The sequence below is a fragment of the Streptomyces sp. NPDC126499 genome, assembly GCF_040302485.1.
Classification (GTDB): domain Bacteria; phylum Actinomycetota; class Actinomycetes; order Streptomycetales; family Streptomycetaceae; genus Streptomyces.
This window is the reverse complement of the sequence record NZ_JBEOUO010000008.1, coordinates 67,421-82,604: the sequence shown is the minus strand read 5'-3', so window position 1 is coordinate 82,604 and position 15,184 is coordinate 67,421. Positions and strand designations below refer to the sequence as shown.

General features: G+C 72.4%; 15 protein-coding genes. 13 read left to right on the top strand and 2 right to left on the bottom strand.

Annotated features, from left to right (window positions below; translation table 11 throughout):
* The first annotated feature begins 72 nt into the window (after positions 1-72).
* The 10 genes from ABTZ91_RS13860 to ABTZ91_RS13815 all read left to right on the top strand — a co-directional run bounded on the left by ABTZ91_RS13860 (position 73) and on the right by ABTZ91_RS13815 (position 10,121).
* Positions 73-1,515 (top strand): transcription antitermination factor NusB, encoded by a 1,443-nt coding sequence (locus ABTZ91_RS13860; protein ID WP_352077357.1) that lies wholly within the window; start codon positions 73-75, stop codon positions 1,513-1,515.
* A gap of 205 nt (positions 1,516-1,720) precedes the next feature.
* Complete coding sequence (locus tag ABTZ91_RS13855; protein WP_352077356.1) at positions 1,721-2,179, top strand: hypothetical protein; 459 nt, start codon at positions 1,721-1,723, stop codon at positions 2,177-2,179.
* 7 nt (positions 2,180-2,186) lie between these two features.
* The gene (locus tag ABTZ91_RS13850) at positions 2,187-4,022 is read left to right on the top strand and encodes an alpha/beta hydrolase (protein ID WP_352077355.1); all 1,836 of its coding nucleotides are present in this window, start codon (positions 2,187-2,189) and stop codon (positions 4,020-4,022) included.
* Positions 4,023-4,135: 113 nt separating this feature from the next.
* Positions 4,136-4,984: a hypothetical protein gene (locus ABTZ91_RS13845; RefSeq protein ID WP_352077354.1), complete on the top strand. Its 849-nt coding sequence runs from the start codon at positions 4,136-4,138 to the stop codon at positions 4,982-4,984.
* Between the two features lie 168 nt (positions 4,985-5,152).
* The gene (gene rpe / locus ABTZ91_RS13840) at positions 5,153-5,836 is read left to right on the top strand and encodes a ribulose-phosphate 3-epimerase (protein WP_352077353.1); all 684 of its coding nucleotides are present in this window, start codon (positions 5,153-5,155) and stop codon (positions 5,834-5,836) included.
* Positions 5,837-5,994: 158 nt separating this feature from the next.
* Positions 5,995-7,044 (top strand): sugar-binding domain-containing protein, encoded by a 1,050-nt coding sequence (locus ABTZ91_RS13835; protein ID WP_352077352.1) that lies wholly within the window; start codon positions 5,995-5,997, stop codon positions 7,042-7,044.
* 140 nt (positions 7,045-7,184) lie between these two features.
* Positions 7,185-7,646 carry a ribonuclease domain-containing protein gene (locus ABTZ91_RS13830; protein ID WP_352077351.1) on the top strand — a complete coding sequence of 154 codons (462 nt, stop codon included), beginning with the start codon at positions 7,185-7,187 and terminating at the stop codon, positions 7,644-7,646.
* On the top strand, positions 7,633-8,013 hold the full coding sequence (locus ABTZ91_RS13825) for a barstar family protein (protein ID WP_352077350.1): 381 nt from the start codon (positions 7,633-7,635) through the stop codon (positions 8,011-8,013). The genes ABTZ91_RS13830 and ABTZ91_RS13825 overlap by 14 nt, the downstream gene beginning before the upstream one ends.
* 65 nt (positions 8,014-8,078) lie before the next feature.
* Positions 8,079-9,521, top strand: a complete 1,443-nt coding sequence (locus ABTZ91_RS13820; RefSeq protein ID WP_352077349.1) for a GuaB1 family IMP dehydrogenase-related protein — start codon at positions 8,079-8,081, stop codon at positions 9,519-9,521.
* Positions 9,522-9,617: 96 nt separating this feature from the next.
* The gene (locus ABTZ91_RS13815; protein ID WP_352077348.1) at positions 9,618-10,121 is read left to right on the top strand and encodes a GNAT family N-acetyltransferase; all 504 of its coding nucleotides are present in this window, start codon (positions 9,618-9,620) and stop codon (positions 10,119-10,121) included.
* Here ABTZ91_RS13815 and ABTZ91_RS13810 read toward each other — a convergent pair.
* On the bottom strand, positions 10,105-11,145 hold the full coding sequence (locus tag ABTZ91_RS13810) for a GDSL-type esterase/lipase family protein (protein WP_352077571.1): 1,041 nt from the start codon (positions 11,143-11,145) through the stop codon (positions 10,105-10,107). The two genes, ABTZ91_RS13815 and ABTZ91_RS13810, sit on opposite strands and share 17 nt — an antisense overlap.
* A 336-nt stretch (positions 11,146-11,481) precedes the next feature.
* Here ABTZ91_RS13810 and ABTZ91_RS13805 point away from each other — a divergent pair, with 336 nt between their 5' ends.
* Positions 11,482-12,978, top strand: coding sequence for an amino acid permease (locus ABTZ91_RS13805; RefSeq protein WP_352077347.1), 1,497 nt, complete (start codon positions 11,482-11,484; stop codon positions 12,976-12,978).
* Positions 12,979-12,988: 10 nt separating this feature from the next.
* The gene (locus tag ABTZ91_RS13800; protein WP_015032260.1) at positions 12,989-13,444 is read left to right on the top strand and encodes an Lrp/AsnC family transcriptional regulator; all 456 of its coding nucleotides are present in this window, start codon (positions 12,989-12,991) and stop codon (positions 13,442-13,444) included.
* A gap of 82 nt (positions 13,445-13,526) precedes the next feature.
* Here ABTZ91_RS13800 and ABTZ91_RS13795 read toward each other — a convergent pair whose 3' ends face one another.
* On the bottom strand, positions 13,527-14,069 hold the full coding sequence (locus ABTZ91_RS13795; protein ID WP_352077346.1) for a Repetin: 543 nt from the start codon (positions 14,067-14,069) through the stop codon (positions 13,527-13,529).
* Positions 14,070-14,358: 289 nt separating this feature from the next.
* Between ABTZ91_RS13795 and ABTZ91_RS13790 the strand changes: the two genes are divergently transcribed.
* Positions 14,359-15,165 carry a carbon-nitrogen hydrolase family protein gene (locus ABTZ91_RS13790; RefSeq protein WP_352077345.1) on the top strand — a complete coding sequence of 269 codons (807 nt, stop codon included), beginning with the start codon at positions 14,359-14,361 and terminating at the stop codon, positions 15,163-15,165.
* Positions 15,166-15,184: the final 19 nt, after the last annotated feature.

Here is a 15,184-nt window from a genome sequence, read left to right as displayed (position 1 = left end):
CCGGTCTTTCGACCCCCGGTCTTTCGGCCCCTGGTCTTCCGACCTCACGTCTTTTCCTCACGCGGAGCACCTTTGAGCGAGCAGCCACGTCGCCGCACCCCGAAGTCCCCCACCTCCCCGAAGTCCCCGAGGCCCCACCGCAGGCCCAAGAAGGACCCCGTCCGGATCCTGGCCTTCGAGGCGCTGCGGGCCGTGGACGAGCGGGACGCGTACGCGAACCTGGTGCTGCCGCCGCTGCTGAAGAAGGCCCGTGAGAAGCACGAGGGCTTCGACGGCCGGGACGCGGCGCTCGCGACCGAGCTCGTGTACGGGACGCTGCGCCGGCAGGGGACGTACGACGCGATCATCTCCGCCTGCGTCGACCGGCCGCTGCGCGAGGTCGACCCGCCGGTGCTCGACGTGCTGGCGCTCGGCGCGCACCAGCTGCTCGGCATGCGGACCCCGAGCCACGCCGCGGTGTCCGCCACCGTGGAGCTGGCACGGGTGGTCCTCGGGGACGGGCGGGCCAAGTTCGTGAACGCCGTGCTGCGCAAGATCGCACAGGACGACTTCGACACCTGGGTGGCGCGGGTCGCGCCCCCGTACGAGGAGGACGCCGAGGACCACCTCGCCGTCGTCCACTCCCACCCCCGCTGGGTGGTCTCCGCGCTGTGGGACGCCCTCGGCGGCGGCCGGGCCGGGATCGAGGCCCTTCTGGCGGCCGACAACGAGCGGCCCGAGGTGACGCTGGTGGCCAGGCCGGGCCGGGCCACCACCGAGGAGCTGGCCGCCGCCGCGGAGACCGAGCCCGGACGCTGGTCGCCGTACGCGCGGCGGCTCGCCGAGGGCGGCGAGCCAGGCGCCATCGAGGCGGTCCGGGAGGGCCGGGCCGGCGTCCAGGACGAGGGCAGCCAGCTCGTCGCGATCGCGCTCGCCAACGCGCCCGTCGACGGCTCCGACACCCGCTGGCTCGACGGCTGCGCCGGCCCCGGCGGCAAGGCGGCCCTGCTGGGCGCGCTCGCCGCCGAGCGCGGCGCCGCCCTGCTCGCCTCCGAGAAGCAGCCGCACCGCGCCCGCCTGGTCGAGCGCGCCCTGGCCGGCAACCCCGGCCCGTACCAGGTCATCGCCGCCGACGGCACCCGCCCGCCGTGGCGCGAGGGCGCCTTCGACCGGGTCCTGATGGACGTGCCCTGCTCGGGCCTCGGCGCCCTGCGCCGCCGCCCCGAGGCCCGCTGGCGCCGCCGCCCCTCCGACCTCGACGGCTTCGCCCCGCTCCAGCGGGGGCTGCTCACCGAGGCACTGCGGGCCGTGCGGGTCGGGGGAGTGGTCGGCTACGCGACCTGCTCCCCGCACCTGGCGGAGACCCGGGTGGTCGTCGACGACGTCCTGAAGAAGACCGGCGGCGCCGAACTGATCGACGCCCGCCCGCTGCTTCCCGGCGTCCCCGAGCTCGGCGACGGGCCGGACGTCCAGCTGTGGCCGCACCTGCACGGTACGGACGCGATGTATCTGGCGCTGATCCGCCGCACGGCCTGAACTCCCCCGAGGGCGGCGGCCGCCACCGCGTCGCCGGGGCCGCCGCCCCGCCGCCCCCTCCGCGGCCCTCGCCCCTCGTCCCCCCGCCCCGTCGGCGGACCGGATGCTCAAGTCATATGAGTACGCGTACTCATGAGTCGGGCGTCGCGGGTGCGATGGAGTGGTCCCCACTGATGATCGTTAGCGGTGAGACGGGGGACGAGGCGTGGCGTGGGACGAGTGGGAGCAGATCAAGGCCGAGGTGGCCGGCGAGCGGCAACCCACGGCGATGCGGCTCAACCAGCTGCCGGCCGAGTCCGGTTCCGCTCCCAGCGCCGTGACGGGCGGCCTGAAGTCCAGCCAGAAGGCGTGGAACACCGCGGGTGAGGGCGTGGGCTCCCTGCGCCAGGGCATCGGCACCGGGGTGGCCAAGCTGGAGGAGGGCCAGGCGGGGCTCGGCGCGACCACGGGCTGTCTGACCGCGGCCGCGCAGAAGGACGTCTACGACTCCTGGAAGAAGTACGCCGAGAGCGTCAGCAAGCGGTGCGGGGCGCTCCAGGGCATCCTGCAGCAGGTGGGCCGCGACGTCCTGACGACCGATGACGCGGTCAAGGGCGAGATGGACCGGCTGAGCCGCGAGTACGCGGACACGGACGCCGTCGGCGGCCAGACGAAGGGCCGGTGACGGCGGCATGGACTACGCCACCCTCAAGGCCTTCAAGCCCGCCGAGTTCGAGGGCGCCGCGGATGGATACCGTGCCCTCGGCAACGCGGCCCAGGCGGCCAAGCAGCACATCGAGAACACCGTCGCCACCGGGATGCGCAAGTCGCTGGCCGGTGAGGCGATGGAGGCGTCGCAGAAGCAGCTTCAGGCCCTGGCGAAGAACTTCCACTACGCCGTGACCGAGTGCCACGTGATCAGCACCGCCCTCAACGGCTTCGCCCACGACATGGCGGCCGCCCAGCGGAAGCTGCAGGCGGCGATCGACGACGCCACGGCCGACGGCTGCACCGTGAACGGGGACGGGTCCGTCGCCTTTCCCGCGGGCCGGAAGCCCGGCGCGGACAAGGACGCCGAAGGCGGCACGGTGACGGGAAGCGCCGGGGGGAACGAGACCTCCGACGCGCTGGAGCGCCAGGCGGCGAACATCCACCCCAACCCGAACTACGGCAAAGCGATGGCGTACGCCGACCGGATCGCCGACGCGCTCAAGGAAGCCACGGACGCGGACGCGAAGTGGGAGCCGAAGATACGGGCCCTCAAGGCCGACGACGACCTGACCGTGTCCGACAGGGACTGGACGGACGTCACGTCGGACACCGCGGGCGTCCGCGGGGCGGCCGACGCCTACCTCGACGCGATCAAGCCGCCGCCCAAGAACAACTGGCCCTACGACAACGCCGACTGGTGGAACGGTCTCACGGACGAACAGCGCGAGGCCTACATCTCGATGCACCCCGCGAGCATCGGCGCCCTCGACGGTCTCCCCTCGAACGTGCGCGACGAGGCGAACCGCACGGTGCTCGCGGAACAGCGAGCCGCCAAGCAGCTGGAGTACGACGCCTGGCTGAAGAAGGAGCCGGAGCACTACCGGCCCTACATCAGCCCGGTCACCGGTCGCGAGGTCAAGGGCGCGATGGTCCCGACGGACGAGTGGAAGGAGTGGGAGGAGAAGAGGAAGCAGCTGGAGAACGGCTACAAGGGCATGGACGCCATCCAGTCCCGGTTCGACAGCTTCACGAGCGAGACCAACCGCCCCTATCTCCTCGGCTTCGACGGCAAGGACATGGGCCGCGCCATCGTCTCCATCGGCAACCCGGACACCGCCGACAACGTGGTGACGTACGTGCCGGGGACGTTCGCCAAGCTGGAGTCCATCGGCGGGGACATCGACAGGGCCGTGGTGCTCCAGGCCGAGGCGGAGCGGCAGGACGGCGCCCACAGGACGGCCTCGATCGTGTGGCTCGGTTACGACGCCCCGCAGGGGATCATGACCGACGCGACGGAGACGAAGTGGGCCGACGACGCCAAGGAGCCGCTCGGCGACTTCATCCAGGGGATCGACGTGGCCAATCACCGCGAGAACGGTGTGAACCAGACGCTCATGGGTCACAGCTACGGCTCCCTGGTGGTGGGCGAGACGATGGAGATGCACATCGATCTGCCGGTCGACAACGCGATCATGCTGGGCAGTCCTGGTGTGGGAGTGGACCACGCCAAGGACCTGAACATCCCGCCGGACCGCGTCTTCGCGGCCACGGCCCAGAACGACCTGATCAACCTCGCCCCGCCGATGGCCAAGGACCTGCTCAGCCCCAAGGCGTACTGGGATACGTTCTTCGACGGCGACGCGATCGTGCATGGAACCGACCCGACCTCCGAGGACTTCGGTGGCCAGGTCTTCGAGGTTCCCAACGGGAAACTGCCGCTGGTCCACGACTGGGAGATGATGCCGGCGCACTCCCAGTACTGGGAGGAGAAGCCGCTCGGCAGTCTGGGGAAGATCGTGACCGGAGGACGACCGTGAACCCACGCAGGGCCATCCCGGCTGCCGTACTGCTGGCCATGACGATCATGGCGACCGGGTGCGGGGCACAGGAGGACGGACAGGTCGGCGGAACCACACCGAAGCAGGTAACGATGAACGAACAGCAGGCGATCGACCGGGCCGAGCAGATCATCGGCGAGGCGGTGGACGGCATGTCGCCCCGACCGACCCTGGAGCGCATGGGCAACGCGCCGGTCGGCGCCTGCATCGCCCGGGACGACCACGGCCACGACGACCGGGTACAGGTCACCCTCATCTACAAACTGACCGGCGTTCCCGGGGCCCAGGCCCAGAACCTCGTGCGCCAGGCACGGGACGCCTGGCTGAAGAAGGGCTACACGTACAACACCTCGGGCGAGGTCGACTGGGACGGAGCCTTCCCGACCGTCTACATGCGTACGGAGCCCGACGACTTCTGGATGGACGCCGTCACCGGGGTCGTCGACCGCGCCAAGGGAGAAGGGATCGCCTCACTCAAGGTGACGTCCCCCTGCTTCCTCCCGCCCGGCAAGGCATCGGCGGGCTCCGCCGCCGACCCCGCCGCGTTCCAGACGCCGGAGCCCGACTCTCCCGCCGCGCGCCGGGCCCTTGGGCACTCCAGTCGGATCTATGACGTGCTGGGCGTCGGACCGGCGCCCACGCAGGCCGGGGAGGGCCTCCGTACGGTCCGGGAAGAGGCTCTGACCGCGGTGCACCACACCTGGTCGACCGTTCCGCTGGCGGGGGACGACGAGCGGGCGCGGGCGGTCGCCCGAGTGGAGGCGTACTTCCGCGGCGCGGGGTGGAAGGTGCGCCGCCTGCCGTCGCCGGAGGGCGCCCCGGCCCTCGTCGCCGGCCACCCCGAGGAGCACACGGTCGCCCAGGTCGCGCCCTCGCCCACGGGTGCGCTCAGGGTCGCGGTGACGACGCACTTCGACGGTCCGGCGTCCGCGGAGGCGTGACGGCCGGTTCCGATCGCCGTCGGCCGCGTGTTCCTCAGGTCCGGAGGAGGCACGCGGCCGGCGAAATCAACTGGTCTGTACCATTACGTCCCCGCCGTCCGGCGTCCCCCGCACAATCCGCACCGCATCGCGGCAAAGAAGTCCTCAAGAACGTGGCAGGCTTGGCTCATGGCGCAGATCAATCCCAGCATCCTGTCCGCGGACTTCGCCCGGCTCGCCGAGGAGGCGAAGGCGGTCGACGGCGCCGACTGGCTGCACGTCGACGTGATGGACAACCACTTCGTGCCCAATCTGACGCTGGGCGTGCCGGTGGTCGAGTCGCTGAGCCGGGCCACGGACACCCCGCTCGACTGCCATCTCATGATCGAGGACCCGGACCGCTGGGCCCCGCAGTACGTGGAGGCCGGGGCCGGTTCGGTCACCTTCCACGTGGAGGCGGCGGCCGCCCCGGTGCGCCTGGCGCGGGAGATCAGGGCCAAGGGGGCGCGGGCGTCGATGGCGCTCAAGCCGGCCACGCCCATCGAGCCGTACGAGGATCTGCTCCCCGAGCTCGACATGCTCCTGATCATGACGGTCGAGCCCGGCTTCGGCGGCCAGGCCTTCCTCGACATCATGCTGCCGAAGATCCGCCGCACCCGTGAGCTCATCTCCAAGCACGGTCTGGAGCTCTGGCTCCAGGTGGACGGCGGTGTCGCAGAGTCGACCATCGAGCGGTGCGCCGAGGCCGGCGCGGACGTCTTCGTGGCCGGTTCCGCCGTCTACGGGGCCGCCGACCCGGCCGAGGCCGTCCGCTCCCTGCGGGCCAGGGCCGAGGCCGTGACCGCCTCGGCGCCGTGGGCATGTGGCCACTGAGCCACCACGGACCCACCGGTACGTGAACGCGGTCCGTCGGGCCGCCGACACGGCCGATCAGGACCGCCGGATCTGACAGGATGAACGGTGAGTCCGGAGTGTGAACAGCAGCACCGAAGCGCAAGCGCAGCCGGAACACGGCACATGAGCAGCGGTACGTGAACAGCAGTGAGGAGATCGCGGTGGCGGGTATGTCGGCGGGACGGTCAGCCCTGCGGATGGGACCCGCGGAGCTCGTGCAGGCGGCGGCCATGGCCCGCCGCTTCTACCTCGAGGGCAAGTCGAAGATCCAGATCGCCGAGGAGTTCGGCGTGAGCCGCTTCAAGGTGGCCCGGGTCCTGGAGACCGCCCTGGAGCGCGACCTCGTGCGCATCGAGATCCGCGTCCCGGCCGAGCTGGACGCCGAGCGCTCCGACGCGCTGCGCGCCCGCTACGGGCTGCGCCACGCCGTCGTCGTCGAGTCCCCGGCGGAGGGCGACGAGGAGTCGCCCGACCCGGAGAACCTGGGCGAGGTGGCGGCCGACCTGCTCGGCGAGCTGGTCAACGAGGGCGACGTCCTGGGCCTGGCCTGGGGCCGCTCCACCATCCACATGGCGGCCGCCCTCGACCGGCTGCCGCCCTGCACCGTCGTCCAGCTCACCGGCGTGTACGACGCGGGCACCGCCGAGCGCGGCTCGGTCGAGGCGGTACGGCGTGCCGCCCAGGTCTCCGGCGGCGAGGCGCACCCCATCTACGCGCCGATGCTGCTGCCGGACGCGGCCACCGCCAACGCCCTGCGCAGCCAGACCGGCATCGCCCGGGCCTTCGAGTACTTCGACAAGGTGACGGTCGCCTGCGTCTCCATCGGCTCCTGGGAGCCGGGCATCTCGACCGTGCACGACATGCTCTCCGACGAGGAGCGGGCCCACTACGCCTCGCTCGGCGTCGCGGCCGAGATGTCGGCGCACCTCTTCGACGCGGAGGGCCGCCGGGTGGGCCGGGACCTCGGCGAGCGCTGCATCACCGTCGAGGCGGACCGGCTGCGCCGGATCCCCGAGGTCGTCGCCATCGCCGGCGGCCAGCGCAAGGCGGCGGCGATCGGGGCGGTGCTCCGCTCCGGTCTCGTCACCAGCCTGGTGACCGACCGGTCCGCGGCCGACTACCTGCTCACCGAGTCCAGTCCCGGTCCGCGCCCCGCCCTCGACCGGGCCGACCCGGACGGCATCTGACCGCCCCGCCCCCGGGCACGCCCGGTCCGCGCCCCGGTCCGCGCCCCGCCCTCGACCGGGCCGACCGGGACGGCATCTGACCGCCCCGCCACGGGCGCGCCCCGCCCGCGTGCCGGGCGGGGCGGTGGCAGCATCGGGGCATGATCCAGCGTCGTGCCCGGCTCGTGCTCGCCCTCCTGGCCGGGCTCTCGCTGCTGTTCGCGGGGCTCCTCGCGGGCTGCGGCGGCGGCCCGGCCACGGAGACGGCGCCCCCGACCCGTACGGGCACCGCGGCGGCCACCACCACCGTCACCGCGGCCCTCCCGTCCTCCGGCCTCCCCACCGTCCGCGAGCGCGACCTGCCGCCGGAGGCCCGCGAGACCCTCGCCCTCATCAGGAGCGGCGGGCCCTTCCCGTACGCCAGGGACGGCGCCGTCTTCTCCAACTTCGAGCGGATCCTGCCGCGGCGCGAGCGCGGCTACTACCGCGAGTACACCGTCCGGACGCCCGGCGAACGCGACCGCGGCGCCCGGCGCATCGTCACCGGCCGGAGTGGGGAGACGTACTACACGGACGACCACTACCAGAGCTTCCGGGAGGTGGTCGCGGATGAGAATCGATGACGCCGTCGTCCTCGACCTGCACGGGGTCACCGACAAGAACGCCTTCATCAGCCGCTGTGTCCGCATCCTGCCGCTGCCGGTCCGGTTCGGGCGCAACTGGGACGCCCTCGCCGACTGCCTCGCCGACATGCGCGAACCCATGGCGATCGTGGTGACCGGCTGGCACGCTTATGCCGAGGCCGAACCGGACGACTGGTCCATCGCCCAGGAAGTGTTCTCGGCGGCGGCCCGGGCCAGTTCGGCCGGCCTCGCGGTCCTTCTGTCCCTCGGCGGCGACCTCGCCCATTTGGAGGATCGGACAAGCGCACCCTCGCAAGGCTCGGACGATCAGCCCGCACCGCCCCGCGCCCCCGGCGTGGGACAATGAACTACGTGCTTTTTCCCCTGGCTGAAATGCCTAGGGGCCGATCCGAACGACTGGGATGTCAGCACGTGCGTTTCCTCAATGACGTCAAGCCGCCGTACGACCTCACGTACGACGATGTGTTCATGGTGCCGAGCCGCTCGGCCGTCGGTTCCCGCCAGGCCGTGGACCTCTCCTCCCCGGACGGGACCGGTACGACGATCCCGCTGGTCGTGGCCAACATGACCGCCATCGCCGGCCGCCGCATGGCCGAGACCGTCGCCCGCCGCGGTGGCCTGGTCGTCATCCCGCAGGACATCCCGATCGAGGTCGTCACCGACGTCATCGGCTGGGTCAAGTCCCGCCACCACGTCCTCGACACCCCCATCGTGCTGGCCCCGCACCAGACCGTCGCCGACGCGCTCTCGCTGCTGCCGAAGCGGGCGCACGACGCCGGCGTCGTCGTGGACGAGAACGACCGCCCGGTCGGTGTCGTCACCGACGCCGACCTGTCCGGCGTGGACCGCTTCACCCAGCTGTCCGAGGTCATGTCCCGGGACCTGCTGCTGCTCGACGCGGACATCGACCCGCGCGAGGCGTTCAACACCCTGGACCACGCCAACCGGCGCTACGCCCCGGCCGTCGACAAGGACGGCAAGCTGGTCGGCATCCTCACCCGCAAGGGCGCCCTGCGCGCGACCCTGTACACGCCGGCGGTCGACGCCAAGGGCCGGCTGCGCATCGCCGCCGCCGTCGGCATCAACGGCGACGTCGCGGGCAAGGCCAAGCAGCTGCTCGACGCGGGCGTGGACACGCTCGTCATCGACACCGCGCACGGCCACCAGGAGTCGATGATCAACGCCATCCGGACCGTCCGGGCGCTCGACCCGCAGGTCCCGATCGTGGCGGGCAACATCGTCGCCGCCGAGGGCGTCAAGGACCTCATCGACGCCGGCGCGGACATCATCAAGGTCGGCGTGGGCCCCGGCGCCATGTGCACCACCCGCATGATGACCGGTGTCGGCCGTCCGCAGTTCTCGGCCGTCCTGGAGTGCGCCGCCGAGGCGAAGAAGTACGGCAAGCACGTGTGGGCCGACGGCGGTGTCCGTCACCCGCGCGACGTCGCCATGGCGCTCGCCGCCGGTGCGTCCAACGTCATGATCGGCTCCTGGTTCGCCGGCACCTACGAGTCCCCGGGCGACCTCCAGCACGACGCCAAGGGGCGCGCGTACAAGGAGTCCTTCGGCATGGCCTCGGCCCGCGCCGTCAAGAACCGGACCTCCGACGAGTCCGCCTACGACCGCGCCCGCAAGGCGCTGTTCGAGGAGGGCATCTCCACCTCCCGGATGTTCCTCGACCCGCAGCGTCCGGGCGTCGAGGACCTGATCGACTCGATCATCGCCGGTGTCCGCTCCTCCTGCACCTACGCCGGTGCGGGCTCGCTCGCCGAGTTCGAGGAGAAGGCCGTCGTCGGCATCCAGTCCGCCGCCGGTTACGCGGAGGGCAAGCCGCTGCACGCCAGCTGGAGCTGACCGGCGCATAGCCGGCCGCCGAAACGAATCGGCAACGCTACGGGCCCCCGGGAAATCCCTCCCGGGGGCCCATGGCGTTCCCGTACGGTCGGGCACATGGAGCGTACGGAGATCAGACCCTGCCGGGCCGAGGACGTCAGCCTGCTCGACCGCCACCTGCCCACCCCGGACGCGCCGACCCGGCACTCCGGCCGGTTCGCCCGCCAGGAGGCCGGTCTCGCCACCTATCTGCTCGCCTGGCACGACGGCGTCCCGGCCGGGCACGGACTGGTCCGCTGGGACGGCTGCGCCGCCCCCGAGGTGCGGGCCCTGCTCGCCGACTGCCCCGAACTCAACGGCCTGGACGTCCGCGCGGACCTGCGCGGGCGAGGCATCGGTACCGCCCTGGTGCGCGCGGCCGAGGACCTGGCGCGCGAGCGGGGCCGCACGCTCCTGGGGCTCGGCGTGGCCGACGACAACCCCCGGGCCGCGGCCCTGTACGCGCGCCTCGGCTACGAGTCCGTGACCCCGTACACCGACCGCTGGTCGCACACCGACGCCGAGGGGCGGACGCACCACCACGCCGACTCCTGCACCTTCCTGGTCAGACGCCTGGCCTGACGTCCTCGCGGGGCGGCCGGACAGGCCCCCGCCGCCCCACGAAGCCCGCCTCGCGCAGCGCCGCCGCCACCGCCGCCGCGATCCGCGCGTGGCCGCCGTCGTCGGGATGGAGCCCGTCGGCCAGGTCCTCGGGCCCCAGGAGCTCCCGGCCGGGCAGCAGCGCCAGGCGGGCGTCCCCGGCCGCCATCAGGTCCCGTACGGCCTCCTCCATGGCCGTGCGCAGCTCCGCGAGCGTGGCGCCCAGGGCGTTGCCGGTCCGCTCGGCCGCGGGGCGCAGCACGGGGGAGAGCAGCAGCAGGGGAGTGTCGGGATGGCCGCGTCGGACGAGGGTGACGAAGGTGCGGGTCGTCTCGTAGAGCAGCGGCGCCGAACTGGGCACGGCCGACCAGCAGTTGGTGCCGAACGCCAGGGTGATCAGCTCGCCCGGGAGGCGGGCGAGGTGCTCGGCGAGGGGCAGCTCCCCGCGCGCGCCGCCCGCGTAGCCGAGGTTGACCGGGTCCAGGCCGAGCGTCCGGCCGGCCGTCGCGGGCCAGGAGCGCGCCGGCCGGGTGGCCCACCAGCCCTCGGTGATCGAGTCGCCGTGGACCAGCCAGCGGGGGCGGCGCGGCACGGGCGCCAGGGCGCCGCCGACCGGCCTGAGGGCCCGCACGAGCGGCGCCTGCGCTTCCGGCAGGTACACGGTGAAGTCCCCGCCACCGGGCGGGAGCCCGATGCGTACGACCGACTCCTCGGCCGGCTCGGCGAACACCTCCGCGAGACACCGCGGCCCGCGCCAGAGCGCGAAGCCGTGCCGCAGTGCCCGCACCGGGTCGCCCGCCGCCGGCACCGCCGCCCGGTAGCGCAGCTCCACCGCCCGGGTGCCCGGCGCCGCCGCGAACTCCACCCGCACCCCGATGGGCAGCGCGGCCCGCTCCGCGATGTCCCAGGGCAGCCGCGCCAGGTCCGCGGGATCGGCCCGTACCGGCCGCTCGCCGTCCCGCCACGCGACACCGCGAAGAAAGGGTCCGGGTTCCAGCCAGCTCACGACGACCTCCGATCGGGCGGACGGCGGGTGCGCGCGGTCGCGCGCCACAAGGAGTCCCTGCACGCCGGAGGCCCTCCCTACGCCCCCGATGTGTCGATTCATGCGGGGGAGCGCAATGTTTCCCCGTCTGTGCCGGAAGCGCGCAATGATCATTCGGTAGTGCGCAACAACCCTGCATTACGAGTGCGAAGCCTCAGCGCTTAGGCTCAACCCTCGTACCAGGAGTGGCGGCGACCGCCTGCTCGGCGGTTCCCCCTTCCCCCGTGGGCTCTCGACATGCCCGCGTACCGCCGCGGTCCTCGCCTCGTCTACAGGCAGCGATAAGGAGCCTTTGCAGTGCTGGACCATGGCGCAGCCCCACCGGCCGAGGACACGACCGTCCCGGCCGCCCGCAAGACCTCCGGGCTCTCTGCCCTCACCCGTCGCAAGCCGGTCGAAGACCTGGTCGCGGAGGGTGGCCAGGGCGAGGGCGGCACCCTCCGCCGCTCGCTCTCGATGTGGCAGCTGACCATGATCAGCATCGGTGCGACGCTCGGCACCGGCATCTTCGTCGTGCTCGGCGAGGCCACCCCGCTGGCCGGCCCCGCGGTCGCGATCTCCTTCGTCCTCGCGGGCCTCACCGCCCTCTTCTCGGCGCTCTCCTACGCCGAGCTGGCCGGCTCCATACCGGTCTCCGGTTCCTCGTACTCGTATGCGTACGCAACGATGGGTGAGCTCATCGCCTGGGTCTGCGGCTGGTGCCTCGTCCTGGAGTACGGCGTCTCCGTCGCCGCCGTGGCGGTCGGCTGGGGCGAGTACCTCAACGAGCTGCTCGACGGCACCATCGGGGTGACCATCCCCGAGGCCGTCTCCGCGCCGCTCGGCGAGGGCGGGTTCGTCAACCTCCCGGCCCTCGTCGTGGTCCTGCTCGCGATGGTCTTCCTGATGGGCGGCGCCAAGGAGAGCGCCCGCATCAACACGATCATGGTCGCCGTGAAGATCGTCACGCTGCTGCTCTTCATCGGCATCGGTTTCCTGGGCATCAAGGCGGGCAACTACGCCCCGCTCGCCCCGCTCGGTGTGACCGGCATCAGCGCCGCCGCGGCCACGCTGTTCTTCTCGTACATCGGCTTCGACGCCGCCTCCACCGCCGGTGAGGAGGCCAAGAACCCCAAGCGGGACCTGCCGCGCGCGATCATGCTCTCGCTGCTGATCGTCACCGTGCTGTACTGCCTGGTCGCGCTGGTCGCCGTCGGCGCCATGCCGTGGCAGGACTTCGAGGGCACCGAGGCGGCCCTCGCCCAGATCATGAAGGACGTCACCGGACAGAGCTTCTGGGGCGTCGTGCTCGCGGCGGGCGCGGTCGTCGCCATCGCCAGCGTCGTCTTCGCCGTCCTCTACGGACAGACCCGCATCCTCTTCGCGATGTCGCGCGACGGCCTGGTGCCCAAGGTCTTCGCGAAGGTCGACTCGAAGAGCGGCGCCCCGCGCGTCAACACCGTGATCGTCTCGCTCTTCTGCGGCGGCCTCGCCGCGTTCATCCCGCTGGGCGAGCTGGCCAACGCCACCAGCATCGGCACGCTGTTCGCCTTCGCCCTGGTCAACGTCGCGGTCATCGTCCTGCGCTACACGCGGCCCGAGATGAACCGCACTTTCAAGGTGATGCTCTTCCCGGTCACCCCGATCCTGGGCTTCCTCTTCTGCGGCTACATGATGATCAGCCTTCCGGCCGTCACCTGGCTGTGGTTCGGCGGCTGGATGATCGCGGGTCTCGTGTTCTACTTCCTGTACGGCATGCGCCGCTCCCGACTGGCCACGGCCCCGGCCCTGGCAGAGGCCCCCGCAGAGAAGTGATCCACCCGTAGTGCGACTCAACGACCTCGACGAACGCATCGTCCACGCCCTCGCGGAAGACGCCCGCCGCAGCTACGCCGACATCGGCTCGCTCGTCGGCCTCTCCGCGCCCGCCGTCAAGCGGCGCGTGGACCGGCTCCGGGCCGAGGGCGCCATCACCGGCTTCACCGTACGGGTGGACCCGGCGGCGCTCGGCTGGGAGACGGAGGGGTTCGTCGAGATCTACTGCCGCCACAACACCTCGCCGGACGACATCCGGCGCGGTCTGGAGCGGTATCCCGAGGTGGTGTCCGCGTCGACCGTCACCGGCGACGCGGACGCCGTCGTGCAGGTCTTCGCCTCCGACATGCGCCACTTCGAGCGGGTCCTGGAGCGGATCGCGGGCGAGCCCTTCGTGGAGCGCACCAAGTCCGTCCTGGTGCTGTCGCCGCTGCTGCGGCGCTTCTCCTCGGGCTCGCCCGCGTAGCCCCCGGCACCGTCGAGGCCGCAGAGGGACCGCCCACCCCCGTGGGGCGGTCCCTCTGCCCGTTGCGGCGGGTGCGGCCCGGTCATTCCGTCGGGTAGTCCAGGCGCCAGGGCAGCACCCGGAAGTCACCCGTCCCGGCCCGCACCTTCTCGAAGGGGGCGGCGCTCAGGCACGGCGGCACCTCCAGGTGCGCGTCCCGCCCGACCCAGCTGTATCCCAGCCGGTCGCGCTTCCCGTCGTCGTGGACGGAGATCCCGACCCGCTTGCCCCTCAGGTGGTCCAGGTCGGTCTCGGTGACCACCCCCGTCACCACGGCCACCTTGCCGCCGGTGGTGAGGCAGTCCACCTTCGCCACCGCGTAGCCGCCCTTGCCGTTCTTGTAGTGGCTGTAGCGGAAGGTGCCGGTCGCCGCCTGCGGGTCCATGGTGTCCTTCGCCGCCAGATGCGCGTCGAAGGAGAAGGTGATGTCGTCGCCGGCCGGCCGGTACAGCTTGGCGGTGCCGGTCAGCGCCGCCGCCTCGCGGCTGCCGCCCTTCCCGTCTCCCGACGCGGTGGCGGAGCCGCCCGCTCCGGCGGTGATCAGCAGGGCGGCGGCCACGGCGGCGATCTTCGTGCGACGGTCCATGTCGTGTCGGTCCTCTCGGCAGGTCGTCCGGTGTTCTGCCGGACGCCCACCACTCTTCCGCGCCGCCCGCGCCGGGGCGTCGCGCCCGGGAACGGTCTCCCCCTCCGCCGCGCGGCGGGCAGGCCCTACGCCCCTGGTCGGAGCCTCGCGCAACGAATCGCCGTGGTCGCGGGCGATCGCGCAACGGTTCGACGGTCGGTCCGCAACGGTCCCGCCTTGTCCCGGAGGAGCGCGAAACCGTACCGTTTTTGACGTCTTCCCCCTCAACTCCGCCCCCCGAGGATCGCTCATGCCCGCGCTGCGCATCGCCCTGCTCCAGAGCTCCGGACAGCTCGGTGACGTGGCCGCCAATCTGAAGATCCTCGACGAGGCCGCGGCCCGTGCCGCGGCGGCCGGAGCGGGCCTGCTGCTCGCCCCCGAGCTGATCCTGACCGGCTACGCCATCGGCCCCGACCTCGCGCGGCTCGCCGAGCCGTCCGACGGCCCCTCCGCCCACGCGGTCGCGGACATCGCCGCCCGTCACGGCCTCGCCGTCGGCTACGGCTACCCGGAGCGCGACACCGAGCGGCACGGCGTGCTGTACAACTCCGCCCAGCTCTTCGGCGCCGACGGCGCGGTGCTCGCCCACTACCGCAAGACCCACCTCTTCGGCGACTTCGAGGCGAAGTGGTTCACGCCCGGCGACGACGGCCTCGTCCAGACGGAGCTCGGCGGCCTCACCGTCGGCCTGATGATCTGCTACGACGTCGAGTTCCCCGAGAACGTACGGGCGCAGGCGCTGGCCGGCACGGACCTCCTCCTCGTCCCGACCGCGCTGATGCACCCCGCCGAGATCGTCCCCGAGTCCGTGGTCCCCGTGCGCGCCTTCGAGAACCAGATCTACCTCGCGTACGCCAACCGGACCGGACCCGAGGGCGACTTCGAGTTCGTCGGTCTGTCCACGCTCGCCGGCCCCGACGGCACCGCCCGGGCCCGCGCCGGGCGCGGCGAGGACCTGGTCTTCGGCGACGTCGACCCCGACTTCCTGGCGGCCTCCCGGAAGGACAACCCCTACCTCCGCGACCGCCGCCCCGGGCTCTACGGCTCCCTCGTCTGAGCCACGCCCGCCCCCGCCC

What these genes read in the sequence shown, in the direction of transcription:
- ABTZ91_RS13850 (WP_352077355.1), top strand. Translation starts at nt 2,187, where the DNA reads ATGGACTACGCCACCCTCAAGGCCTTCAAGCCCGCCGAGTTCGAGGGC.
- ABTZ91_RS13845 (WP_352077354.1), top strand. Translation starts at nt 4,136, where the DNA reads ATGAACGAACAGCAGGCGATCGACCGGGCCGAGCAGATCATCGGCGAG.
- rpe (WP_352077353.1), top strand. Translation starts at nt 5,153, where the DNA reads ATGGCGCAGATCAATCCCAGCATCCTGTCCGCGGACTTCGCCCGGCTC.
- ABTZ91_RS13830 (WP_352077351.1), top strand. Translation starts at nt 7,185, where the DNA reads ATGATCCAGCGTCGTGCCCGGCTCGTGCTCGCCCTCCTGGCCGGGCTC.
- ABTZ91_RS13825 (WP_352077350.1), top strand. Translation starts at nt 7,633, where the DNA reads ATGAGAATCGATGACGCCGTCGTCCTCGACCTGCACGGGGTCACCGAC.
- ABTZ91_RS13815 (WP_352077348.1), top strand. Translation starts at nt 9,618, where the DNA reads ATGGAGCGTACGGAGATCAGACCCTGCCGGGCCGAGGACGTCAGCCTG.
- ABTZ91_RS13795 (WP_352077346.1), bottom strand. Translation starts at nt 14,069, where the DNA reads ATGGACCGTCGCACGAAGATCGCCGCCGTGGCCGCCGCCCTGCTGATC.
- ABTZ91_RS13790 (WP_352077345.1), top strand. Translation starts at nt 14,359, where the DNA reads ATGCCCGCGCTGCGCATCGCCCTGCTCCAGAGCTCCGGACAGCTCGGT.